We start from the raw sequence: 23,744 nt of genomic DNA, 5'->3' as shown, positions 1-23,744 counted from the left end.
GAAATAGCTGGAGGCGCATTTGATACAGAAGAATAGGAGGGGTATCTGTGAGTGTTACAGACATTTTAGTGGACTTTGCGATCGCATCGTTTTTTATCGCGGTTGGTCAGCTTTTACGTGCAAAAGTGCCGTTGGTACAGAAATTTTTCATTCCGCCAAGCATGATTGCCGGATTTATCGCGCTGGCACTCGGGGCGCAGGGACTGGGAATCCTGCCGTTTTCTGAAAATATTGGTTCTTATGCAAGTGTTCTGATTATCCTGATTTTCGCAGGTGTCGGAATTAATGGATTTTCTTTCAATAAGAAAGATTTTAAAGCGGAAATTGACCGGATTGGTTCTTATTTTTCCTATAAAGTGCTGGCACAGGCGATTCAGTTCTCACTGGCACCGTTGTTTAGTATTTTAGTAATTTCGAAATTATTCCCGAACATTAACTATGGCTTCGGTCTGCTGCTGGCAGCTGGTTTCTCCGGCGGACACGGAACGGCAGCGGCTGTTGGTACCGCGTTTGAGAGACTGGGTGATCTGGATGCAATGGATATCGCGATGACCTGTGCAACTGTTGGTATTTTATCGGGTATCTTTGGCGGTCTGTTCTTCATCAAGCTGGGAACGAAAAAGGGCTGGACCAAATATATGAAAGGCTTCAATCAGATCTCCGATGATCTGCGCTGTGGTCTGGTGCCCAAAAATGAGCGCAAGTCGATGGGCGAGGAAACTATTTCATCCAACGTCCTGGATCCGCTGGCATGGCATCTGGCAGTGATGCTGATCGCATCCGGTATCGGTGTGGGACTCAGTAAGGGAATCTATGCAGCGATCGGTCTGGATCTGCCGAATTACCTGATGGCATTTTTGACCGCGATCGTGATGTTCCTCGTTTTCCGAAAAGTCGGCGTCGGTGATTATATTGATGAAAATGTAGTGGGACGTATCTCCGGTACTGCGACGGATTATCTGGTGTTTTTCGGAATCGCTTCCATCAAACTGGCAGTTATCGTTAAATATGCAGCTCCGCTGGCACTTCTTCTGCTCTGCGGTATTGTAATCGTAGTGGCAACTCTGATGTTCTTTGGTCCGGCGATGAACCGCGGCAGCTGGTTTGAGCGCGCGATCTTCGTATTTGGCTATTCAACGGGCGTTTTTGCGATCGGCTTCATCCTTCTTCGAATCGTTGATCCGGAAAACCGCTCCAAGACGCTGAACGATACTGCATTTGCAGCGCCGTTTACAACTCCGGCAGAGATGTTTGCGTGGTCGATGGGACCGATGATGCTCTTAAATGGCAGCCATTGGAAGTTTATCGGCATCTATTTGGTAATCATGGCAGCATGCATCATCGCAAATATCGTATTTAAATGGTGGTGGCTGAAACTTCCGTTGGATCGCCCAGGTGTGGAGGAGATCGGATAAACTTGTCTTTGCCTGTTTCCTCTGATACACTTGGAACAGGTGTAAACATAACACCGTTGTCAGGACGGATGAACGCAGATTCAAGTCGAACGTCCGTGAGACTTGGCGCGTGATTCCGGTCAGCGGTGTTTCAGACAGGGGAGAAATGCATGGAGTTTTTAAGACAGTTATTTCATGGAAAAGGATATATTGACGGAATCACGATCATCAACCTGGATGGCGAGATTCTGTTTTCAGCAAAGTTAAATAGTAAATTTTCAAACCGGAAAGAGAGAGAAGCTTACCAGGCGCTGGTGGGACAAAATTTTTTCGATGTATTTGAAAACCTGAACGCTAAGAACAGCAGCATGATCCGGGCGATGGAGGTCGGACTGCCGGTTTACGTGGAAAATCAACTGCTTCAGACCAAGGGGCAGGAGGGCATCCATATCAGCTCTCTTTCGATTCCGATCAAGAGCGGGCGCGCCGTGGTGGGCGCGATCGATCTGTCGATGGAGGAGATGACAGACGGCGAGGAAGAGCCGGAGAGTGTGGAACTGACTTCGGAACAGATCCCGGTCGGCGGCGCTGGAAAGCTGAAAAAACACAGCGGCGCATCTTTTACGATGGAAGATATCATCGCGGTGGATGAAAAAATGAAAAATGCCAGAGACTATATACCGGTGGTGGCGGCGTGCGATCTGCCGGTTATGATCTATGGGGAAACGGGAACCGGAAAAGAGGTGTTTGCACAGTCGATCCACAATGCCAGTGAACGGAGGGATAAACCGTTTATCGCGCAGAACTGTGCGGCGTTGCCGGATACCTTGCTCGAAAGTATCTTATTTGGAACGTCCAAGGGCGCGTTTACCGGGGCAATGGAAAATAAGGGACTCTTTGAGCTGGCGGACGGCGGAACACTGTTTCTCGACGAGATCAATTCGATGCCTCTGTTTTTGCAGTCAAAGCTTCTGCGGGTTCTGCAGGATGGCAGTTTCCGCAGCCTGGGCGGCAGTGAGACGAAACGCACGAATGTGAAGATCATTGCGGCGACCAATGTGGAACCGCTTGAGGCGATCGAGAAAGGACAGCTTCGGCGCGATATTTATTATCGTCTGAGCATGATGTCGATCCGGATTCCGCCGCTGCGGGAACGGAAGGCGGATATTGGACATTTTGTCAAGTTTTATGTAAACAAACACAATGGCACGTTCCACAAGCAGGTTCAGTATGTGTCAAAGGATCTGCTAAAAAAACTGGAAGAATATGACTGGCCGGGCAATGTCCGGGAGCTGGAACACGTGATCGTTTACGGCATGAGCATGGTGGACGAGACGAGCGCCCTGCTCCAGTATAAAGACATCAAGGGAAAGCTTCTGCTGGAAAAGCAGGCGGACAGGAAAAAGACGCCGGAAAGCCTGGAAGAAGTTCCAAAACTCTGCTCGTCGCTTCGTGAGGCGGTGGCTGCCTATGAGGAAAAACTGATTTGGCAGGCGTTGGAGGCGGCGCACGGAAATATATCTGAGGCAGCGCGGATTCTGGATGTGCCGAGGCAGACGCTGCAGAGAAAGGCGAGCCAGCTGCGGGGCGAAAAGGCGAAGGAAAAACAGGAAAAAGAAATCTGAGCGATGGAGGATAGATACGGAAAATTGAGGACGATGCGGGAAGCAGAACCAGCAGAATCAGCCCGGAAAGGATGGAACGCTCAGACAGAATAACAGGAGGAAATGCAGAAATGGAGAAATACATTGGAAAATATTCTGTAAAAGATTTTTTATATCTGATTCTGGGCGCATTTATCTACAGTATCGGCACGCACAGCTTTATTGAGACGGCGAATATTGCGCCGGGCGGTGCGGTCGGCGTGGCACTGATGTTAAACCATGTGACGAACCTGCCGGTCGGACGGCTGACACTGATGGTCAATGTGCCGCTTTTAATATTGGCGTGGTTTCATTTGAGCCGTGCCTTTGCGCTGCGGACGGCGTTTGCGTGCGGAATCTGTTCGGTGGTGCTTGACTACGTGATCGCCCCGGTCTTTCCGGTTTATATGGGCGACCAGCTTATGGGAAGTCTCTACGGCGGCATTCTGGTCGGCGTCGGCATGGCGTTCATCTTTCTGTCCGGTTCGACGACGGGCGGCAGCGATGTGGTCGGCTACCTGCTCCAGAAGAAATATCCGCATGTCTCGATCGGGCGCGCCTGATGATGATCGATGGAATCATCCTCTCCACCTCGATCTTCGTCTTTGGAAATGTCGATGCGGCTCTGTTCGGACTGATTTCCCTGTACGCGCAGACGAAGGTCATCGACATGATCATCTACGGAAATGATGCCGGAAGCGAGGCGTCGATCGTGACGAAATACCCGCAGAAAATCGCAGAACGTGTCATTAAGGAAATTGACCGTACGGTAACGCTGCTTCCGGGCAAGGGCGGCTACAGCGGCGAGGACACGACGGTGGTTTTATGTACCGTCCGCAAAACGGAGTTCAATCGTTTAAAACGCATTATTGCGGAGACGGATGAGAATGCGTTTGTGATTGTGAAGGAAACCTCGGGCATTTTTGGACTTGGGTTTAAGGATGTAGCGGAGGCACAGCAGTAGGAGCCGGGATTGGAATTAGAAAATAGCGGGATATGCCGCGAACAAGGCGAATATAGATATTATAAGAATGCATCAGGAGCTGTGCACTTGAACGAATGGTTTGAAACACACCCGTTTCTAAAACAAATGCGAAGGCGGCTGTCAGTGGAATTGGCAGTCTGCCTTCTTTTATTTTGCGGCGTCTTTCTGGCGGCACGGTATGCGGGGCTGGCGTCAGCGGGGGCGGACGCCGTGCTTGGGAAGAAAAAGCCGGTGGTGTTCCTGGACGCCGGACATGGGGATTTTGATCCGGGAAAGGTGAGTGTGGACGGAAGCCTGGAAAAGGACATCAATCTGGCGATCGCGAAGCGCCTGAAATGGTATCTGGAGCAGTCGGATGTGGAGGTCGTGATGAGCCGGGAGGATGACCGGGGACTTTACGATACGTCAGCCGGAAGCCGGAAAATGTCCGACATGAAAAACCGCTGCGCCCGCGTCGAGGAATCCGGCGCGGATCTGGTCGTCAGCATCCACCAGAACAGCTACCACCAGGAGGATGTATCCGGTGCGCAGGTATTTTATTACCGGAAGTCAGAGAAGGGGAAACGGCTGGCGGAAATACTGCAGAAGCGCTTCGACTATGCACTGGGAGACCAGAACCGCAGAAAAGCCAAACCGAATGACAGCTATTATCTCCTGCTCCACGTCAAATGTCCGATTGTCATCGTCGAGTGCGGATTTTTGTCTAACTGGAAAGAGGCGGCACTGCTGAAAACAGAAGAATACCAGGACCGCGTGGCGTATACGCTGCATATGGGGATTATGGAGTATCTGAATGGGCGCTGAAACCTTGAACTGGCGAGGAATCTTGTGTATACTAGGAGTACTTAGCGAGGTGTTTTCGAGCTTAGTACGAGTCATGCCGCGCATACTAGGAGTACTTAGCGAGGTGTTTTCGAGCTTAGTACGGAAGATAGATTTATTCATTGTGAGATAGTAGAAAGAAGAATCAATATGCAAAACGAAACAAAAAAAGAACTTCACACCCAGATGTGGAAGATAGAAAATCCAAAGGACTTTACGGCGCATGACCGGGAGGTGCTTGAGAAGGCGGCAGCGATCATCCGCGCGGGCGGTCTGGTGGCATTTCCGACGGAAACGGTGTACGGATTGGGGGCGAATGCGCTGGATGAGGCGGCAGCGAAGAAGATTTATGCGGCGAAGGGACGCCCGTCTGACAACCCGCTGATCGCGCATGTGTCCTGTCTGGAGGAGATTGCGCCGCTGGTATCGAATATGCCGGAAAATGGCAAAAAGCTTGCAAAGGCATACTGGCCGGGACCGATGACGATGGTATTTCCTAAGAGCGCGATCGTGCCGTATGGAACGACCGGCGGGCTTGACACGGTGGCAATCCGGATGCCGTCTGATCCGATCGCGGCAGAGTTAATCCGTCTGTCCGGCGTGCCGATCGCGGCTCCGAGTGCGAATACATCGGGACGCCCAAGCCCGACGCGCGCTGATCACGTGCTTCAGGATATGGACGGAAAGATCGATGCGATCATCGACGGCGGTCCGGTTGGAATTGGTCTGGAATCGACGATCGTGGATGTTACGGAGGAAATGCCGATGGTTTTAAGACCGGGTGCGATCACCGTGGAGATGCTGCGTGAAACGGTCGGGGAAGTCGGCATTGATCCGGCGATTTTAGGACCGGTCAGCGCGGATGTGCGCCCGAAAGCACCGGGAATGAAATATCGCCATTATGCACCGAAAGCCGATCTGACACTGGTCGAGGGCGAGACGGAGGCAGTTGTGGAGACGATCAACCGCCTGGCAGGCGAAAAGCTGGCAGAAGGGCGCAAGGTTGGAATTATCTGTACGGACGAGACGAAAGACCGTTACCCGGCGGGGATGCTGGAAAGCATCGGTGCGCGGGCGCGTCAGGAGACTGTTGCACACAACCTGTATGCAGTTCTGCGGGATTTCGACGATCGCGGCGCGGAATATATCTTTTCGGAAGGATTTTCGGAAGACAATTTAGGACGGGCGATTATGAACCGGCTCAATAAGGCGGCTGGCTATCATATTTTGAAGGTGTGAGACGATGCGGTACTTATTGGCGGCGATTAATGCCAAATATATACATTCAAATCTGGGAATTTACAGCCTGAGACGGTATGCGATGGAGCGGCTGGGGCTGGGACAGAAGGATGAGCAGGGTGCGGCTGTTGGAATGGAAATGGTTTCGGAGGCAGCAAAAGGCGCGAATCGAACGAAAACCGTGTCGGAAATCCAGATCGATCTCGGCGAGTACACCATCAACCACCAGATGGATCAGATTCTGCAGGATATTTACCGGAGAAAACCGGATGTGGTGGGATTTTCCTGTTATATCTGGAATATCGTTTACGTGAAGGAACTGATCCACGATTTGAAAAAGGTTCTTCCGCAGGTCCGCATCTGGATGGGAGGTCCGGAGGCTTCGTATGACGCGGTTCACCTGATGGATGAGCTGCCGGAGGTCGAGCTGATCATGCAGGGCGAAGGCGAGGAGACATTTACGCGGCTGGTGGAGGCGTGTGAGCGCGGGACGGAAGTTTGTTTTTCAGAGATCCCCGGCATTGTCCTACGCTGTTCGGACGACACCGTCGAGGTTCATCGCCCGGCGCCGCTCATGAATCTGGACGACATTCCATTTTCCTACGGAGATTTAAGCGGGCTGGAACACCGCATTATCTACTATGAGAGCAGCCGTGGATGTCCATTTTCCTGTAGTTACTGTCTGTCTTCGATTGACAAAAAAGTGCGGTTCCGCAGCCTTTCGCTGGTAACCAGGGAGCTGCAGTTTTTCCTTGACCGGAAGGTGCCGCAGGTAAAGTTCGTAGACCGGACGTTTAACTGCAAAAAGAGCCATTCGATGGCGATCTGGCAGTATTTGCTGGATCACGATAATGGAATTACCAACTTCCATTTTGAAATTTCATCGGATCTTCTGGATGATGACGAGCTGGCGCTGATGAAACAGATGCGTCCGGGGCTGATTCAGTTGGAAATCGGTGTGCAGACGACGAACCTGGTGGTTGTGAAGGAGATCCGGAGGACGATGGATCTAGACAAGGTGGCGCGCCGTGTGGCGCAGGTCAACACCTTTGGCAACATCCATCAGCATCTCGACCTGATTGCGGGGCTTCCGTATGAGGATATCGAGAGCTTTCATCGTTCCTTCAACGATGTATACAAAATGGAGCCGGAACAGCTTCAGCTTGGCTTTCTGAAGGTGCTGAAAGGTTCCTATATGGAAGAAATGAAGCAGAAATACGGTCTGCTCAGCCAGAGCAAGCCGCCGTATGAGGTGCTTAGAACCAACTGGCTTTCCTATGAAGAGGTGATCCGTCTCAAGGGTGTGGAAGAGATGGTCGAGGTCTATTACAACAGCGGGCAGTTCCGCCGCACGATGAAATGCCTGTCGCAGGAATGGGGCGATGCGTTTGATTTGTATGACCGCCTGGCGGCATTTTATGAGGAAGAGGGACTGAATGGAGTGAGCCATAACCGGCTGGCACGGTATGAGATTTTGTATCTGTTTATTCAGAAATGGGGGAACAAAGAAATTTCCTATCAGGATCTTCTCATTTATGACCTCTACCTCCGTGAAAACGTCAAGAGCCGTCCATCTTTTGCCCCGGATCCGTCGGAGTGGAAGAACGAGACGAAGCAGTTTTTCATGCGCGAGGCGAAGGAACGCCGTTATTTGAAGGGCTACGAGGCATACGATTCCAGACAGATGGCGAAAATGGCGCATTTAGAGCGGATGGAAGACGGAAGCTTTGTGCTGTTTGATTACAAAAACCGGGATGCTCTGTTTGGCAATGCGGCGGCATTTTCCATTTCCCAGGATGAAATATAGTGAGAAATGGGATTTTCCAGAGAAAGACAGGAAAAAGAAATTGCGGATGGCGGCAGTCTGAACATCTGCGAACGAGAAGAAATGTAAGACAGCCATATTTTAAATTAGATGGATAGTAAACTGTTCAGTAGGTCTGTGCATTTACTGCGCGTGACTGTGAAGGTACTGAACAGTTACGATGGATAAATAAAATGGAAAAAACAAACAATTCTTATATAGCGATTGACCTGGAGACAACAGGGTTAAATCCCAAAACCGAGCGGATCATCGAGATTGGCGCGGCACGGGTGGAAGATGGAATCGTGGTGCAGACGTATTCGACGTTTGTCAACCCGGAGCGGGAACTGGATGCGCGCATCCGGGAGCTGACGGGAATCTGTGATGATGATTTGAAGGATGCACCGGTGCTGGACGCGGTTTTGCCGGATCTTCTGGCATTCTGCGGGGAGCTGCCGCTTCTGGGGCATCATGTTATCTTTGATTTCAGCTTTCTCAAGCGGGCGGCGGTCAACCGGAAGTATACATTTGAGCACGCGGGGCTTGATACCTTGAAAATCTGCCGCCATTTCATGCCGGAGGAGGAAAAGAAGAATCTGGCAGCTGCGTGCCGGTATTTTGCGGTGGATCCGGGCGAGAGCCATCGGGCGCTTTCGGATGCGCTGGCGGCGCACCATCTGTATCAGGAGCTTAAAAACAGGTATTTTCTGGAAGTGCCGGAGGTGTTTGCACCGCAGCCTTTGATTTACAAGGTAAAACGCGAACAGCCCGCGTCAAAAAAGCAAAAAGAAGTCTTGCGGGAATTACTAAAATATCATAGAATAAATTTATCTGCGCAGATTGATTCGCTTTCGAAAAATGAGATTTCGAGACTTACGGATCAGATTATCGCGCAGCATGGCAGAATGCAGAAGAGGTGAGAGATATGTTTAAATTTTCAAATCAGAAAACACGCCAGATCGTATCAGCGGTTGTTATTATAATCGTAGTAGTAGCGATGGTAGCGGGAACCATTTTGGCAGGTCTTATGATGTAAAGGTTCGGTAGATGATGAAAAAAAGAAATTGGATGGCAGGCGTATGCGGTGCGGCAGTGATGGGACTGCTTATAGCCGGTACGGGCACCGCGTCAGCGGGGACGATTCCCACGGGCTTTCAGGTCGGTGGGTTTGATCTTTCCGGGATGACACGGGAAGAGGCGGATCAGACGATTGAGAAATCGATCGGGGAGATGGAAAATCAGACCATTTCGATCCGGGTAGAAGGTCATGAGGTTCAGACGACGGCGGCGGAGCTGGGATTTTCCTGGGTCAACCAGAACGAGATTGATGAGGAAGTGGAGAAACTTTCCGGCGGAAATCTTCTGCGCCGGTATCTGAATCAGAAGGAATTAGAGCAGTCCGGCGTGGATCTGCAGATTGAGACAGCGGTCGATGAAGCGAAGGTTGCCGAGTTTGTGCAGACCCGGTGCGCGGAATTTACGACAGCGCCGCAGGACGCTGTGATCACGCATGAAAATGGAGTCTTTCAGGTCAGCCAGTCTTCGGCGGGACAGGAAGTGGACATAGATGCGACGACAAAAGCACTGAATGAGGCGCTCGCGGGCGGTCTTTCGGAACCGGTTTCGGTGGATGCAACAGTCAAAAATGCAGAGCCGACCCGCACGACAGAGGCATTATCTACGATTCAGGATGCACTTGGAACATTCAGTACCGGATTCAACCCGGGAAATGTGTCGCGTTCCAAGAATCTGCGGAACGGTGCGGCGAAGATCAACGGCACGGTTCTGATGCCGGGAGAAGAATTTTCGGCTTATACATGGCTGACCCCATTTACGGTGGAAAATGGCTATGCATCGGCAGGTTCCTATGCGAACGGTCAGGTAGTCGATACGGTCGGCGGTGGCGCCTGCCAGATCTGCACGACGCTCTACAATGCAGCGCTTCTGGCGGAGATGGATATCACCCAGCGCCAGAATCATTCGATGATTGTTACTTACGTTCCGGCATCGCAGGATTCGGCGATCGCGGGTACTTATAAGGATCTGAAATTTAAAAATCCATACGATACCCCGATCTATATGGAAGGGGCAGTGAACGGCGGGACTATTTCATTTACGATATATGGAAAAGAGACACGGCCGGCAAACCGGACGATCAAATACGTTTCGGAGACACTGTCGAAGAAGGATCCGGGCGAGCCGATCACAAAGGTGGACGCATCTTTGAAGCCGGGTGCGAGGGTGAAGGAACAGTCGGCGCACTATGGGCTGCAGTCACGGCTCTGGAAATACGTCTACGTGGACGGCGTGGAGACGGAGAAAACCTTGCTGCAGACGGATACCTATATGGCATCGAAGGCAATCTACCGTGTAGGTCCGGCCGTTGCAGCTGCGGCACCGGCGGTTCCGGCTGGACCGCAGCCTGAGACACCGCAGCCTGAGACGCCACAGCCGGAAAATCCAGTTCCGGCACCGACGGAAGCACCGGCAGCACAGGAGCCGACCCCGGCACAGCCGCAGGGACCAGCCGGTCCGGCGCAGGAAGCAGCGCCGCCGATGGAGTGATAGCTTATATCGGATCATATATAGTGATGGTATGAGAGCAGAGATTTGTGGTAACATGGCGTGGTAAACGCAGAAAATTACTGTACTTGAATGTGAAGCTGGGAAAGGAATCAGAATGAACATAAAAGATGAAATTTTCGAGGCATACGGGGAGATGAAAGCCGAGCAGGATCTTCTGGCGGTCGGTTACACTGCGCTTCTTGGTACCTCGATGGCGGCAAAAAGCGGCGAGGCGGCGCTTTTGAACCGATTTTCTGCACGGTATGTGAGAGAATGCCAGAATCTCTATGAGAAATGGAATCCGTCTCCGCTTCTGGAGGCATTTGCTGCACATAAAGAGCGGAAAGTGCTGACCCGTCTCGGCGCATCTGCGTGGTATCCGGCGGGCGGGGGCGGCGTCATGGCAGCGCTGTGGCATTTTTTTGATGGATTCGGACTCGGATTTGAGATGGATCTTAGGAAACTTCCGATCCGCCAGGAGACGGTGGAGGTCTGCGAGGTATTTGACCTCAATCCATACCGTTTACAGTCCCAGGGCTGCATTCTGCTGACGGCGTCTAGCGGTCCGAAACTGCTAAAGAATCTGGAGAGAGAGGGCATTCCGGCGGCGCTCATCGGTCGGACGCGCACAGCGATCGGACGCGAGATTTACAGCGGCGAAGTACATAGCTTTCTTGACCGGCCAAAACCGGATGAGATAGATAAAATGAAAGACTTACCAAAATCCCATTAACAGGAGGTAGTAAAGTGAGAGAGAGAATTTTAGCGGTCATTGAAAAAAACAGCCGCATCAGCGTCAAAGAGCTGGCGGATTTACTCGGGGAAAATGAAGCTGCGGTCGCGGCGGAGATCGCCGAAATGGAAAATGAACATATCATCTGCGGTTACCATACCCTGATTAACTGGGATAATACAGATGAGGAGAAGGTCATTGCACTGATCGAAGTAAAGGTAACGCCGCAGCGCGAGATGGGCTTTGACAAGATTGCCGAGAGAATCTATCAGTACAGCGAGGTGACCTCGGTATACCTGATGTCCGGCGGCTATGATTTTACCGTTATGATCGAGGCGAAAACCATGCGTGCAGTTGCACAGTTTGTGGCAGAAAAGCTTTCCACGATCGATTCTGTGCTGAGTACCGCGACCCATTTTATTCTTAAAAAATACAAAGACCATGGTACCGTTCTCTGCGACGGTCCTCAGGATGAAAGGATGTTGATTGTTCCGTGAGAAACCCATTATCAGATACGATTGTAAATATTCCGCCGTCCGGAATCCGGAAGTTTTTTGACGTTGTCAGCGAGATGAAGGGCGCGATCTCCCTGGGCGTGGGCGAACCGGATTTTGATACACCGTGGCATATCCGCGAGGAGGGCATTTATTCGCTGGAAAAAGGACGTACCTTCTATACGTCGAACTCTGGTTTAAAGGAACTGCGCCAGGAGATCTGCCATTATCTGAAACGTCGTCAGCGTCTTGAGTATGATCCGAATACAGAAGTGATGGTAACGGTCGGCGGCAGCGAGGCGATTGATATCGCCCTGCGCGCGATGCTCAATCCGGGCGATGAGGTTCTGATTCCGCAGCCGAGTTACGTTTCCTATGTGCCGTGTACGGTGCTGGCGGGCGGTACGCCGGTCATTATCGAGCTGGAGGAGAAGGATGAGTTCCGTCTGACGCCGGAGAAGCTGCTGGAGAAAATCACACCGAAAACAAAGGTGCTGATTCTTCCATTCCCGAACAATCCAACGGGCGCGATCATGAACCGCACCGATCTGGAGCGATCGCGAAGGTGATTGAGGAGAAGGATCTGTTTGTGCTGAGTGATGAAATTTATTCCGAGCTGACCTACAGCGGCAAGCACGTTTCCATCGCGGAGATTTCCGGGATGCGTGACCGCACGGTGTTGATCAACGGATTTTCCAAGGCATATGCGATGACCGGGTGGCGTCTCGGCTATGCGGCGGCTCCAGCGCTTATCTTAAAACAGATGCTGAAAATCCATCAGTTTGCGATTATGTGTGCGCCGACCACCAGCCAGTATGCAGCGGTTGACGCCCTGCGGAATGGCGATGAGGACATTGCCCGCATGAAGAAAGCCTACGATGAGCGCCGCCGCTATCTTTTGAGAGAGTTCCGGGGGCTCGGCATGGACTGTTTCGAGCCGTATGGAGCATTTTATATGTTCCCGTGCATCAAACGGTTTGGCATGACCTCGGATGAATTCGCAAACCGCCTGTTACAGGAAGAGAAGCTGGCGCTTGTGCCGGGCACCGCGTTTGGAAACTGCGGCGAGGGCTATCTGCGTGTTTCCTATGCGTATTCGCTGGAGGATCTGCAGAAGGCGATCGAGCGCATCAAGCGGTTTGTGGCACGGCTGGATGGAGAGAAGAAATGTTAAATATTGTACTCTATGAACCGGAGATGCCGATGAATACAGGAAATATAGGACGAAGCTGCGTGGCAACGAACACGCGGCTTCATCTGATCGAGCCTCTCGGTTTTAAATTGAATGATAAAATGGTAAAAAGAGCGGGTCTTGATTACTGGCCGCATCTGGACGTGACAGTTTACAGCGATTTTAAAGATTTTCTGGAGAAGAATCCGGCGCGCGCCCGTATATGGCGACCACGAAGACGACGCAGGTGTATACGGACGTTCACTACGATCCGGACTGCTATATCATGTTCGGACCGGAAAGCCGCGGCATCCCGGAAGAACTCCTGATCGAAGACCCGGAGCGCTGCGTCCGCATCCCGATGTGGGGTGAGACGCGCTCTCTGAATCTGTCAAACTCGGTGGCGATCATTCTGTATGAGGCGTTGCGGCAGAATGGGTTTGAGAAGATGAATACGGAGGGGCATCTGCATCGCCTCCAGTGGAAATAAGGTGGATTCTCTCCCACACGTGCGTCATCAACGTCTCAGATGAAACAGGAATTAGTGGCACCAAGTCCCACAGGCACTGATATTTCCGTCGCATTCGGCGTCGGAGTCAGTGCCATTTTTATTGTTGTCCGGCAGGTGGACGCCGCAGGATGGTCCGTTATTTCCGCTCCGGTCAAAGTGAAGCATTCCGTTTAAGAAGTCTTCGACGCGGTCTTTAGGAGCGCCTTTGGCGCCGCCGAGAACCTGGATGCTGGTTTCGCGCAGGGCGATCATCATCGGGATCGGAAGGGCGTCGCAGAGGAGGACGGCAGTATTTTCTTTTTTCAGAAACTCGACCAGCGCGCCGGGATCGTTTGCATAGGTCTGTTTCACGGTTTTGGTGGAAATAATCTCATCGTCAACTACATCAAAAATTAAAAATTCTTTCACCTGAGCCAGGTGGGAGCAGATTTCTCCGTTTTCATAAGGGACTGCAATTTTCATGAGTGACCTCCTTTTTTAGAGATAGTATAGCGCTTAGAATTGAAAAATCAATATAAATGTATATGTTATTTATGAAAAAATATATAATAGACATATATGTAGGTGGCTTGTATGGATGAAGTAAATATTGAGAAGAATGAAAAGAAGGATGCGTTACTGATAGCAATCGAAGAAGGAAGAACGATTGTAAAAGATCCAAATGCACCGAGATATTCCAGTATGGAAGACTTAAAAGCGGCATTGGAAGTATAATATCTTTGATAGAAAAAGAGAGCCAGCAGAATGCACTTCTGTTGACTCTTTTTTACAATTATGATTTGAAGCAGCAAGCCCCTTAATCCGACTTAACTTCTTTCCACAAACTATTATAAAGCTCGTCCGCCTCATCCCCAAGATACCGGTAAACCTCGCAGTTTTTCAGCTGCTTCGCATCTGGGAAGACGGCTTTGTTGTTCTGGATTTCTTTGTCCAGCATTTCCTTGGCTGCCTTGTTTGGCGTCGCGTAGGTAATGTACTCAAAGTTTTTGACTGCGACATCCGGGCGGCAGAGAAAATTGATCCATTTTTCTGCGTTTTCCTTATTTTTCGCATTTTTCGGAACTACCCAGGAATCGAGCCAGACGTTGGTTCCCTCTTCCGGGATTACATATTCCAGGGAGAATGGGAGGTTCTGTGCGGCTACCTCATCCTGGATGTACATGATCTCGCCGGAGTAGATGACGCCGATGGCTGCCTCGCCGCCGATCATCTTGTCACGTACCTGATCGATGACGTAAGCCTGTATGAGCGGTTTTTGGTCAATCAGATCCTGCTTTGCCTGCTGGAGTTCGGTTTCGTCGGTCGAGTTGGCAGAGAAGCCGTCTTTTTTGAGCGCTACCATGAAGGCATCGCGGACGCTGTCCTGCATCAGGATCTCGCCTTTATAAGCCGGATTCCAGAGATCGGACCATTTGGTCGGAACCGGAAGTCCTTTTTCTTCGATGAGCTTCGTATTATAAAGAATACCGACGGTTCCCCAGGTGTATGGCACGGAATATTTGTTTTCCGGGTCGAACTGCTTGGACATTTCCATGTACTGCGGGTCAATGTTTTTGACATTTGGAATGTTGTCAAAGTTGAGTTCGGCAAGCAGGTCATTTTCCTTCATTTTCTGAATCATGTAGTCGGATGGGCAGACTACATCGTAGTTGACGCCGCCGGCTTCGATGACCGGATACATTTCTTCCAGTGTCTCAAATACGTCGTAGGTAACCTTGATTCCGGTTTCCTGTTCAAATTCCTCAATCAGGTCCGGATCAATATATTCGCCTGCATTGTAGACGTACAGTTCGTTTGAATGAGTCGTGGTGTAGCGGCTGTAGGTGCTGACACCAACGACAAGCAGAATCAGCGTGCAGGCAAGTCCCAGAACGCCGTTCTTGATCTGGTTGTTGCGTTTGCGGCGCTTGATGGTCTCTGTGTCAATCACAGTCGCATTGCCGGTGGATTTTTTCTCCGGGGCAAAGTTGGTGATCACCAGGAGCACCAGGACTGCCACGAAAATCAGCGTGGACAGGGCGTACATCGTCGGCTGGATGCCTCGGCGCACTTGGCTGTAGATCAGGGTGGATAAGGTATCCATACCGGCACCTCTTGTAAAGTGCGTAATGATAAAATCATCGAGGGACATCGTAAATGCCATCAAAAAGCCGGAGAGGATACCCGGGACGATGTCCGGAAATACGACCTTGAAGAAAGCATACAGCGGGCTGGCGCCGAGATCCAGAGCGGCTTCGTAGGTGTACCGGTTCGTCTGCTTGAGTTTCGGCATGACACTTAATATCACATATGGAATGTTAAATGTGATGTGCGCGATCAGCACGGTTTTAAATCCGAGAGAGATACCGAACGCGATAAATGCCAGCATCAGGGAGATACCGGTTACGATGTCGGAGTTCAGCATCGGGATGTTGTTGATTCCCATGACGATGGTGCGCGGAATCCGTTTCATGCTGTTGATGCCGATGGCGGCGATCGTGCCGATGACGGTCGCGATCAGAGCCGACGCAAACGCGATGAGCAGCGTATTGTTTAAGGCATTCATGATGGCGGAATCCTGGAACATCTGCGTATACCAGCGGGTGGTAAAACCGCCCCAGACGGTTCTCGATTTTGTGTTGTTAAAGGACAAAACGATCATGGTCACGATCGGGATGTATAAAAAGAGCAGGATGAGCGCCAGGTAAAAGTCCTGGAAAAACTGTTTTAAGCGGTTATGTTTCATCAGAACGCATTGCCCTCCCCTTCTTTATCGTATTTGGCGATGAGCGCCATACTCAGTAAAATGAAAATCATCAGAACCAGCGAGAGACCGGAACCTAAGTGCCAGTTGCTTCCCTTGGTGAACTCCTGCTCGATGACATTTCCGATAAGCAGGATCTTGCTGCCGCCTAAGAGACTGGAGATAACGAAGGTCGTCAGCGCCGGGACAAATACCATGGTAATGCCGCTGATGATGCCCGGGATGCTGAGCGGAATCCAGATGTGAATGAGTGTCTGGAAATTGTTTGCCCCCAGGTCTTTGGCGGCGTTGATGGTATTATCGTCGATTTTTGCCAGCACATTATAAATTGGTAGAATCATGAAAGGCAGGAAGTTGTATACCATACCCAGAATGATCGCCCACGGTGTATTGATGATGGAGATATTTGGCAGATGGAGAAAGGAAAGAATGCCATTGATGACGCCATTTTTCTCCAGAAGCGTCTGCCACGCGAGGGTGCGGAGCAGGAAATTCATCCACATCGGAAGGATGAAGACGAATACCATGAAGCTGCCTGCCCCAATGCCGCGGCGGCGCAGCACCAAAGCCAGCGGATAGGACAAAAGCAGGCAGATGGCGGTCGCAGCCAGAGACAGACCCAGGGATAAGAGCAGCGCCTTCATATGCTCCGGTGTCGTGATGGAACAGACATTTGCCAGTGTAAATGCCCCGCTTTTGGTTGTCAGACCGTAGTATACGATCAGCAGGAGCGGGATGATGGTAAAACCGATCATCCAGAGAATATAAGGACCGGCGAAGAGCCGTTTCACGTTTGATTTCATGCTAAGTCCGACTCCTTTCTATTCATTGACGCCCACAGCTTCCTCGTCCTCTGACGCCGGCTTGTTCATGATCTGGATGTCAAACGGGTCTACATGGATGCCGACCTTCTCGCCGACCGGGAACATATCCGTGCTGTGAACCAGCCATTCATAGCCGTCCGGTGTGGTGACTTCCATCTCATAGTGGACGCCCTTGAAAATCAGGTGGGTGACAATGCCCTGCAGCGTGCCTTCCTCCGGTTTTACGAGGTCGATGTCCTCCGGGCGGATGACAACGTCTACCGGTTGGTTTGTTCCGAATCCCTTATCGACGCAGGCAAATTTCGCACCGAAGATTTCAACCAGCTCGTCGTGGATCATCAGACCGTCCACAATGTTGCTCTCGCCGATGAAGTCGGCAACGAATGCGTTTTCCGGCTCGTTGTAGATCTGTTCCGGGGAACCCATCTGCTGGATATAACCCTGGTTCATGACAACGATGGTATCGGACATCGTCAATGCCTCTTCCTGATCGTGGGTAACATAGATAAAAGTGATGCCTAACTCATTTTTCAGACGGATCAGCTCATACTGCATGTCCTGTCGCAGTTTTAAATCTAGGGCACCGAGCGGCTCATCGAGAAGCAGGACCTTTGGCTCGTTGACAATCGCACGCGCAATGGCGATACGCTGCTGCTGACCGCCGCTCAAAGAGTCAATGCTGCGATGCTCAAAGCCGTTTAGGTTTACAAGCTTTAAAGCGTACTTAATTTTGTCATCAATATATGCTTTTGATTTATTCTTAATTTTTAGCCCAAATGCGATATTATCTGCGATGCTCATATGCGGAAACAGTGCGTATTTCTGGAATACGGTGTTTAGCTGGCGCTTGTTTGGCGGAAGTTTGGTGATGTCTTCGCCGCCGAAAATTACTTTTCCTGTATTTGGGGATTCAAATCCGCCGATGATGCGGAGCGTGGTCGTCTTGCCGCAGCCGCTGGGACCTAAGAGCGTTACAAAGGAATTTTCCTTTACTGAAAGGCTCAAGTCATCCAGGACCAGGGTGTCGTCAAAGCGTTTCGAGATATGCTGTAAATAGATTAATGGCTGGCTCATGCGTTTCCTCCGTAAATAGTAAAATAATGTGTAGTATTAGAAACTTGGCGGCGAGCTGACCCAGAGGATCGTCGCGCCGGAGCGGCTTTCAAGGTAATGCGTCTTGTCGCTCGTATAGTAAAAAGATTCGCCCTTTTTGGCTTTGTACGTCCGGTTCCCCAGATGAATCAGGATGCTGCCGGAAAGAACGTAGCCAAATTCCTCACCCTCATGCGGGCTGTCCGGATAGGTGGAGCCGCCGACACCGAGTGTCAGGCGGATCGGTTCCATCGTGTTCTTCTGGGCGTTCGGGATGATCCACTGAATCTCATTTTTCAGTTCTGGATCTTCCTTGATAAAATAGTCGTTTTTTTCAAATACAATCTGCTCTTCCGGAGCCTCGTTGAAAAACTCCCCTATGGTTGTGCCGAGACACTGGAGAATATCCATCAAAGTAGCGATGGACGGGGAGGTCAGATCGCGCTCTACCTGGGAGATAAATCCTTTCGAAAGCTCTGCGCGGTCAGCCAGCTCTTCCTGCGTCAGACCCTTTAAAATTCGCAGTTCCTTTAATTTTCCTCCTATACTCAACAGAGGGAACCTCCTTTCCTGGTTTCATAGGAAATTGCGTCCTATGAAACAAAAAACGCTCCACGAGGATGCGCTAGGGCACATTCTTTTTTATAAAAACTGGGTGGGAAAACCATCCGTCCGGCGTTTTTTAGAAACATGCAAAAGTAAGATGAAAGTTTAGAAATTCTAAAATGAATGTAAAATTAATCTTTTTGTTTAGAAATAATAAACTTGCTTCCGAGTATCTATTATACAGAATGTGGGGAAGGTGTCAAGGAAAAAAACGGGAAAATCCGGGGGTTCTCAAATTGTGTGAAAAAAGAGTGCAAAAATGGCGGTATGATGATAAAATAGGGGCAGATAATTTGATAGAAACCGTTATAACGGTTCTGGGGGATCAAAGGAGGAACATTTCATGCAGGATAAGTATATGGCATATGTGGGTTCTTACTCATACAACGGTCAGGCAAAGGGAATTACCGTGTATGATGTGGATGAAAAAAAGGGAAAATTTATCTACCGGTGCGAGGTGGAAGTGGACAACTCTTCCTATTTAACCGTTTCACATGACGGGCGGATGCTCTATTCCATCGCGGACGAGGGCGTTGTGGCGTTCCGGATTCTGGAAAACGGCGCACTCAGCCGTGTGAACAGCGCAAATATCAAGGCAATGCGCGGCTGCCATATTGCGACCGATGCGGAGGACAAGTTTATCTTCGTATCCGGCTATCATGACGGCAAGGAGACGGTGGTCCGCCTGAAACCGGACGGTTCTATCGGGGAAGTGACCGACGGCGTTTACCACAAGGGACTTGGAAGCGTGGCAGAGCGCACGTTCCGCCCGCATGTGAGCTGTGCGGAGCGCACACCGGATGGCAGATTCCTGCTGGTAGCCGATTTGGGAATTGACCAGGTCAAGATTTACAGGTTTGATGGCGAGAAGGGAACCCTTTCATTGGTGGACGCGATCCGCTGTGATTTGGAATCTGGTCCGAGACATTTCATGTTCAGCAAGGATGGAAAATTCTTGTATTTGATGTATGAAATCAAAAATGTGATTGATGTATACACGTATGAAACGGGCGATCGTGTGCCGAAGATCGAGAAGATCCAGACGATCCCATCGACCGCACCGGAGCGCACCAGCCAGCTGACTGCAGCGTGCACGATCCGGATGTCCGAGGACGAGACACATCTGTTCTGCAGCAATGCGGGCGATAATTCAGTCAGTGTCTACGAGCGCGATGCACAGACGGGGCTTTTGAAGCTGCTCTGCTGTCTTCCGATCAGTGGAGATTACCCGAAAGATATCGCGATTTTCCCGGATGGAAACCATCTGGCGTCGATCAACCACGGTAGTAACAGCATTTCTTTCTTCCAGGTGGAATATAAGGAGAAACTGCTGGTGATGAGCGGTCGCAGTATTTCGGTGAATGAGCCAAACTGCTGTGTGATTACAAAGGTACCTACGAGAGGAAAGAAAGCAGACTAAATGGCAGAAGGAGTTAATAGCGAGAATGGCAGGATCAACATACGGAAAAATACTGACAATGACAACGTGGGGCGAATCCCACGGCGCAGGCGTGGGCGTGGTCGTAGATGGCTGTCCGGCGGGGCTTGCGCTTTGTGAGGAAGACGTTCAGCGTTATCTGGACCGCCGCAAACCGGGGCAGAGCCGTTTTACGACGAAGCGCAGCGAGAGCGATACGGTGGAGATCCTGTCAGGCGTTTTTGAAGGGCGGACGACGGGCACGCCGATCTCGATGCTGGTGCGGAACCAGGATCAGCATTCGAAGGATTACAGTGAGATCGCCAGTTATTACCGTCCCGGACATGCGGATTATACCTTCGATGAAAAATACGGTTTCCGGGATTACCGGGGCGGCGGACGTTCTTCGGGACGCGAGACGATCGGACGCGTGGCAGCAGGTGCCATCGCGGCAAAGCTGCTGGAATCCTTGAACATTCGGGTAAAAGCATACACGAAAGCGATCGGACCGGTGGAAGTGGCGCCGGATCGGTTTGATCTGGCAGAATGTGAAAAGAATAAGCTGTATATGCCGGATGCTGTCGCAGCCGCAGAGGCAGAGCAGTATCTGGAAAGGAAGATGGCGGAGAAAGATTCTGCTGGCGGTATCGTGGAATGTGTGATTGCCGGTCTTCCAGCAGGGCTTGGCGAACCGGTTTTTGATAAATTTAATGCGAACCTGGCAAAGGCAATCTGCTCGATCGGTGCCGTTAAAGGCTTCGAGATCGGAGAGGGTTTCCATGCGGCGCAGATGGCAGGAAGCGAGAACAACGACGCGTTTGTCATGGATCCGGATGGGAGCGTTGGCAAGGCGACGAACCATGCAGGCGGCATTTTAGGTGGTATGACGGATGGAAGCGAAGTTGTGTTCCGTGCGGCATTTAAACCGACCCCGTCGATTGCCGCAGAGCAGAGAACCGTCAATAAGAGCGGCGAGGAGATTGGCATCAGCATCAAGGGACGCCATGATCCGATCATTGTGCCGAGAGCGGTTGTTGTGGTTGAGACGATGGCGGCATTTGCGACGGCGGATATGCTGCTGGGTGGCATGACGGCGCGGCTGGATCGGATTCAGGAGTTTTACCGGAAGTAAGGAAATGTAAATAAAAATTTTGGAAAAGCTGCGGCGGGCTCAGCCTGTTTGGTCCGCGGCTTTTTCTGGCATTAAATCAGGAGGCAGCAGGATGAGTGCAACAGGAATTTCAAAAGAAATAGAGACGGCAGGACAGTTAGAGGAGCTGCGCCAGGAGGTACGGATTGCCGCAGAGGAACTTCTCAGTGCGGCAAATATGAAGCCGGGACAGATTTTGGTGGTCGGATGCTCGTCCAGCGAGATTGCATCGCATAAGATCGGTTCCTATTCCAGCGCCGAGATCGGAAAAGCGGTGTTTGAGGAGCTGTATGCAGTCACCAAGTCGCAGGGGCTTTATCTGGCGGCACAGTGCTGTGAACATCTGAACCGGGCGCTGATTGTGGAAGAAGAAGCGGCGGAAAAATATGGTCTGGAGATGGTAAACGTCGTGCCGCAGCTAAAAGCAGGCGGTTCCTTTGCAACGGCAGCCTATGCGGGATTTGAACATCCGACAGCCGTAGAGCGGATTCAGGCACACGCGGGCATCGATATCGGAGACACTTTCATCGGTATGCACCTGCGCCCGGTTGCAGTTCCGGTGCGGACCTCGATCCGTGCGATCGGCGGCGCCCATGTGACGTGTGCGAGAACGAGGCTGAAATATATTGGCGGAGAGCGGGCGCATTATCTGGATGCGAAATAAAGAAAATGAGGAGTAAAAAAAACGTGGAAATCAGGAAAAATGATGAATTTGAACTGACAATCGAAGATATGAGCGAGGACGGAGCCGGGATCGGAAAGCAGGACGGCTATATCTGGTTTGTAAAAGATGCCGTGATCGGGGATCGGATCCGGGCGCGGGCGATGAAAATGAAGAAAAATTACGGCTTTGCCCGTCTGATGGAGGTGCTGGAAGCATCCAAAGACCGCGTGATGCCGGAATGCCCGGTCGCAAGACAGTGCGGCGGCTGCCAGCTTCAGATGATGAGTTATGAGGCGCAGCTTCATTTTAAGGAGCGCAAGGTCTACAATAACCTGCGCCGGATCGGCGGGATGGAGAACCTGCGGCTGCCGGAGCGGGCGGATAGTGTGATTGTGGATAAAACCATCGTGATGGAGCCGATCCTGGGGATGGAGCACCCGTGGCGCTACCGCAACAAGGCACAGTTTCCGTTTGGACGCGATAAGGATGGAAGAATCATTGCCGGATTTTACGCGGGACGCACCCACCATATTGTGGAAGCGGAAGACTGCCTGCTGGGTGTCGAAGAAAATGCGGTAATTCTGGATATTATCAAGAAAATCATGGAAGAATACCAGATTGCGCCATATGACGAGGAGACGCACAAGGGTCTGATTCGCCATGCATTGATTCGGAAGGGATTTTCAAACGGCGAGCTGATGGTCTGTCTCGTCATCAATGGAAAGAAGCTGCCGCATGCGGATATTTTTGTGGAACGCTTAAAAGAAGTCCCTGGCATGACCAGTATTTCCTACAACATCAATCAGGAAAAAACAAACGTGATTCTTGGTGCGGAGCTTGTAAACTTATACGGACCAGGCTATATCACAGATAAAATCGGAAATGTATCGTACCAGATTTCGCCGCTTTCTTTCTATCAGGTCAATCCGGTGCAGACGGAAAAACTCTATGGAACGGCGCTGGAATACGCGGGGCTGACCGGTGGGGAGACTGTATGGGATCTGTACTGCGGAATCGGAACCATTTCCCTGTTTCTGGCGCAGAAAGCGAAGAAAGTGTACGGTGTAGAGATCGTCCCTCCGGCGATCGAGGATGCCCGCCGGAACGCGGCATTAAATGGCATGGAAAATGTCGAGTTTTTCGTCGGAAAAGCTGAAGAGGTACTTCCAAGGGAGTATGAAAAAAATCAGGTCTATGCCGATGTCATCGTCGTCGATCCGCCGCGCAAAGGCTGTGACAGCGTCTGCCTCGACACGATCGTCCGGATGCAGCCAAAGCGGGTAGTCTATGTCAGCTGCGATTCCGCCACATTGGCGCGCGATGTGAAGTATCTGAATGAAAGAGGATACGCGGTGGAGCGCGTGAGATGCTGTGATATGTTCGGGATGAGCGGGCATGTGGAGACGGTAGCTCTTTTGTCCCAACATTGAGACAAGAGTACTTGTCTCGATGAACGCGGCAGTCGGCAAATCGAGATGCAAGCATCTCGGCTTGCCTCGTTGCTCGCGCAAAAACCAGATGACACGATAGAGATCGATTTAGACCTGAACGAGCTGGATGCAACCAGTGCAGAGCCGAAAGCGACCTATCAGGAAATCAAAGATTATGTGCTGAAAGAATTTGGCTTGAAGGTTTCAAATTTATATATTTCTCAAATCAAAAGGAAATGTGGAATCGAAGTAGGAGAGAACTATAATCTGCCAAGTAGGACGAAAAATCCTGTTTGTTCAGCTTTTGTGTTTATAAGGGGTCAAAGAAGAAGCAAATTACAATTCTATAGCAAGTGATCTTTTCTAAGTTTTGGAAGGCTGGTTTTTCCGTCATAGCTAGTTAAGATTGAGTATATCTATCATAACACGAACATATATTTGATTAAAGAAAATGCGG

The 23,744-nt window shown here is 50.8% G+C and carries 22 protein-coding genes and 2 pseudogenes; 19 read left to right on the top strand and 5 right to left on the bottom strand.

Translation table 11 applies throughout. The features are described from left to right. The first annotated feature begins 47 nt into the window (after positions 1-47). The 13 genes and pseudogenes from DWX76_RS03815 to trmL all read left to right on the top strand — a co-directional run bounded on the left by DWX76_RS03815 (position 48) and on the right by trmL (position 13,340). Complete coding sequence (locus tag DWX76_RS03815) at positions 48-1,415, top strand: sodium/glutamate symporter (protein ID WP_022358860.1); 1,368 nt, start codon at positions 48-50, stop codon at positions 1,413-1,415. A 149-nt stretch (positions 1,416-1,564) separates the two neighbouring features. Next, entirely contained in the window at positions 1,565-3,019 is a 1,455-nt protein-coding gene (locus tag DWX76_RS03810; protein ID WP_118293786.1) for a sigma-54 interaction domain-containing protein, read from the top strand. 110 nt (positions 3,020-3,129) lie between these two features. Further along, positions 3,130-3,600 (top strand): YitT family protein, encoded by a 471-nt coding sequence (locus tag DWX76_RS03805; protein WP_284525736.1) that lies wholly within the window; start codon positions 3,130-3,132, stop codon positions 3,598-3,600. Continuing rightward, the gene (locus tag DWX76_RS14230; protein WP_284525737.1) at positions 3,600-4,001 is read left to right on the top strand and encodes a YitT family protein; all 402 of its coding nucleotides are present in this window, start codon (positions 3,600-3,602) and stop codon (positions 3,999-4,001) included. Before DWX76_RS03805 ends, DWX76_RS14230 begins: the two co-directional genes overlap by 1 nt. A gap of 87 nt (positions 4,002-4,088) precedes the next feature. After that, positions 4,089-4,826, top strand: coding sequence for an N-acetylmuramoyl-L-alanine amidase (locus tag DWX76_RS03800; RefSeq protein WP_333489847.1), 738 nt, complete (start codon positions 4,089-4,091; stop codon positions 4,824-4,826). A 204-nt stretch (positions 4,827-5,030) separates the two neighbouring features. Continuing rightward, positions 5,031-6,083: an L-threonylcarbamoyladenylate synthase gene (locus tag DWX76_RS03795; protein ID WP_181357271.1), complete on the top strand. Its 1,053-nt coding sequence runs from the start codon at positions 5,031-5,033 to the stop codon at positions 6,081-6,083. Positions 6,084-6,087: 4 nt separating this feature from the next. After that, on the top strand, positions 6,088-7,890 hold the full coding sequence (locus DWX76_RS03790; RefSeq protein WP_118570145.1) for a B12-binding domain-containing radical SAM protein: 1,803 nt from the start codon (positions 6,088-6,090) through the stop codon (positions 7,888-7,890). Positions 7,891-8,081: 191 nt separating this feature from the next. Further along, on the top strand, positions 8,082-8,807 hold the full coding sequence (locus DWX76_RS03785; protein WP_118570144.1) for a PolC-type DNA polymerase III: 726 nt from the start codon (positions 8,082-8,084) through the stop codon (positions 8,805-8,807). A gap of 127 nt (positions 8,808-8,934) precedes the next feature. Then, the gene (locus tag DWX76_RS03780) at positions 8,935-10,452 is read left to right on the top strand and encodes a VanW family protein (RefSeq protein ID WP_243017806.1); all 1,518 of its coding nucleotides are present in this window, start codon (positions 8,935-8,937) and stop codon (positions 10,450-10,452) included. A 115-nt stretch (positions 10,453-10,567) separates the two neighbouring features. Beyond that, on the top strand, positions 10,568-11,185 hold the full coding sequence (locus DWX76_RS03775; RefSeq protein WP_243015256.1) for an AIR synthase-related protein: 618 nt from the start codon (positions 10,568-10,570) through the stop codon (positions 11,183-11,185). A 14-nt stretch (positions 11,186-11,199) separates the two neighbouring features. Further along, positions 11,200-11,682 (top strand): Lrp/AsnC family transcriptional regulator, encoded by a 483-nt coding sequence (locus DWX76_RS03770; RefSeq protein ID WP_022358850.1) that lies wholly within the window; start codon positions 11,200-11,202, stop codon positions 11,680-11,682. Then, positions 11,679-12,853 (top strand): annotated as a pseudogene (locus DWX76_RS03765) (aminotransferase class I/II-fold pyridoxal phosphate-dependent enzyme). The gene DWX76_RS03770 and the pseudogene DWX76_RS03765 overlap by 4 nt, the downstream one beginning before the upstream one ends. Then, a pseudogene (trmL, locus tag DWX76_RS03760) lies at positions 12,847-13,340 on the top strand (tRNA (uridine(34)/cytosine(34)/5-carboxymethylaminomethyluridine(34)-2'-O)-methyltransferase TrmL). Before DWX76_RS03765 ends, trmL begins: the two co-directional pseudogenes overlap by 7 nt. A gap of 51 nt (positions 13,341-13,391) precedes the next feature. Here trmL and DWX76_RS03755 read toward each other — a convergent pair. Next, complete coding sequence (locus DWX76_RS03755; protein ID WP_118469322.1) at positions 13,392-13,823, bottom strand: NifB/NifX family molybdenum-iron cluster-binding protein; 432 nt, start codon at positions 13,821-13,823, stop codon at positions 13,392-13,394. Positions 13,824-13,934: 111 nt separating this feature from the next. Here DWX76_RS03755 and DWX76_RS13895 point away from each other — a divergent pair, with 111 nt between their 5' ends. After that, a complete protein-coding gene (locus DWX76_RS13895) occupies positions 13,935-14,075 on the top strand; it encodes a hypothetical protein (RefSeq protein ID WP_181986255.1) in 141 nt (46 codons plus the stop codon). Positions 14,076-14,157: 82 nt separating this feature from the next. Here DWX76_RS13895 and DWX76_RS03745 read toward each other — a convergent pair whose 3' ends face one another. Genes DWX76_RS03745 through DWX76_RS03730 form a run of 4 tightly spaced genes read right to left on the bottom strand, consistent with a single transcriptional unit; the run spans position 14,158 to position 18,572 of the window. After that, positions 14,158-16,086, bottom strand: a complete 1,929-nt coding sequence (locus DWX76_RS03745) for an extracellular solute-binding protein (protein WP_118570143.1) — start codon at positions 16,084-16,086, stop codon at positions 14,158-14,160. Beyond that, positions 16,086-16,907, bottom strand: coding sequence for an ABC transporter permease (locus DWX76_RS03740; protein ID WP_118570142.1), 822 nt, complete (start codon positions 16,905-16,907; stop codon positions 16,086-16,088). Before DWX76_RS03740 ends, DWX76_RS03745 begins: the two co-directional genes overlap by 1 nt. Before the next feature lie 18 nt (positions 16,908-16,925). After that, positions 16,926-18,002: a spermidine/putrescine ABC transporter ATP-binding protein gene (gene potA, locus DWX76_RS03735; RefSeq protein ID WP_118570141.1), complete on the bottom strand. Its 1,077-nt coding sequence runs from the start codon at positions 18,000-18,002 to the stop codon at positions 16,926-16,928. A gap of 36 nt (positions 18,003-18,038) precedes the next feature. Then, entirely contained in the window at positions 18,039-18,572 is a 534-nt protein-coding gene (locus tag DWX76_RS03730; RefSeq protein WP_107001836.1) for a helix-turn-helix domain-containing protein, read from the bottom strand. A gap of 397 nt (positions 18,573-18,969) precedes the next feature. On the opposite strand from DWX76_RS03730, the gene DWX76_RS03725 reads away from it, so the two are divergent. From DWX76_RS03725 to DWX76_RS14225, 5 genes are all read left to right on the top strand, one after another. Further along, a complete protein-coding gene (locus tag DWX76_RS03725; protein ID WP_022358842.1) occupies positions 18,970-20,046 on the top strand; it encodes a lactonase family protein in 1,077 nt (358 codons plus the stop codon). A gap of 25 nt (positions 20,047-20,071) precedes the next feature. Next, entirely contained in the window at positions 20,072-21,175 is a 1,104-nt protein-coding gene (aroC, locus tag DWX76_RS03720; RefSeq protein ID WP_118570140.1) for a chorismate synthase, read from the top strand. Between the two features lie 91 nt (positions 21,176-21,266). Continuing rightward, on the top strand, positions 21,267-21,857 hold the full coding sequence (locus DWX76_RS03715) for a TIGR01440 family protein (RefSeq protein ID WP_022358840.1): 591 nt from the start codon (positions 21,267-21,269) through the stop codon (positions 21,855-21,857). Positions 21,858-21,880: 23 nt separating this feature from the next. Beyond that, positions 21,881-23,287 carry a 23S rRNA (uracil(1939)-C(5))-methyltransferase RlmD gene (gene rlmD, locus DWX76_RS03710; RefSeq protein WP_347474771.1) on the top strand — a complete coding sequence of 469 codons (1,407 nt, stop codon included), beginning with the start codon at positions 21,881-21,883 and terminating at the stop codon, positions 23,285-23,287. A gap of 45 nt (positions 23,288-23,332) precedes the next feature. Beyond that, complete coding sequence (locus tag DWX76_RS14225) at positions 23,333-23,644, top strand: hypothetical protein (protein WP_227589665.1); 312 nt, start codon at positions 23,333-23,335, stop codon at positions 23,642-23,644. The last annotated feature ends 100 nt before the right edge of the window (positions 23,645-23,744 follow it).

This window comes from Clostridium sp. AF21-20LB (genome assembly GCF_003478795.1).
Lineage (GTDB): Bacteria > Bacillota > Clostridia > Lachnospirales > Lachnospiraceae > Otoolea > Otoolea fessa.
Note: the sequence above shows the minus strand (reverse complement) of the source record. Positions and strands in the feature narration are given on the sequence as shown.

Coding starts and splice junctions, on each gene's coding strand:
- DWX76_RS03775 (WP_243015256.1), top strand. CDS start 10,568: ATGAACATAAAAGATGAAATTTTCGAGGCATACGGGGAGATGAAAGCC.
- DWX76_RS03715 (WP_022358840.1), top strand. CDS start 21,267: ATGAGTGCAACAGGAATTTCAAAAGAAATAGAGACGGCAGGACAGTTA.
- DWX76_RS03755 (WP_118469322.1), bottom strand. CDS start 13,823: ATGAAAATTGCAGTCCCTTATGAAAACGGAGAAATCTGCTCCCACCTG.
- DWX76_RS14230 (WP_284525737.1), top strand. CDS start 3,600: ATGATGATCGATGGAATCATCCTCTCCACCTCGATCTTCGTCTTTGGA.
- DWX76_RS03785 (WP_118570144.1), top strand. CDS start 8,082: ATGGAAAAAACAAACAATTCTTATATAGCGATTGACCTGGAGACAACA.
- DWX76_RS03805 (WP_284525736.1), top strand. CDS start 3,130: ATGGAGAAATACATTGGAAAATATTCTGTAAAAGATTTTTTATATCTG.
- DWX76_RS13895 (WP_181986255.1), top strand. CDS start 13,935: ATGGATGAAGTAAATATTGAGAAGAATGAAAAGAAGGATGCGTTACTG.
- aroC (WP_118570140.1), top strand. CDS start 20,072: ATGGCAGGATCAACATACGGAAAAATACTGACAATGACAACGTGGGGC.
- potA (WP_118570141.1), bottom strand. CDS start 18,002: ATGAGCCAGCCATTAATCTATTTACAGCATATCTCGAAACGCTTTGAC.
- DWX76_RS03740 (WP_118570142.1), bottom strand. CDS start 16,907: ATGAAATCAAACGTGAAACGGCTCTTCGCCGGTCCTTATATTCTCTGG.
- DWX76_RS03810 (WP_118293786.1), top strand. CDS start 1,565: ATGGAGTTTTTAAGACAGTTATTTCATGGAAAAGGATATATTGACGGA.
- DWX76_RS03745 (WP_118570143.1), bottom strand. CDS start 16,086: ATGAAACATAACCGCTTAAAACAGTTTTTCCAGGACTTTTACCTGGCG.
- DWX76_RS03780 (WP_243017806.1), top strand. CDS start 8,935: ATGATGAAAAAAAGAAATTGGATGGCAGGCGTATGCGGTGCGGCAGTG.
- DWX76_RS03795 (WP_181357271.1), top strand. CDS start 5,031: ATGTGGAAGATAGAAAATCCAAAGGACTTTACGGCGCATGACCGGGAG.
- DWX76_RS03790 (WP_118570145.1), top strand. CDS start 6,088: ATGCGGTACTTATTGGCGGCGATTAATGCCAAATATATACATTCAAAT.
- DWX76_RS03725 (WP_022358842.1), top strand. CDS start 18,970: ATGCAGGATAAGTATATGGCATATGTGGGTTCTTACTCATACAACGGT.
- DWX76_RS14225 (WP_227589665.1), top strand. CDS start 23,333: ATGCAAGCATCTCGGCTTGCCTCGTTGCTCGCGCAAAAACCAGATGAC.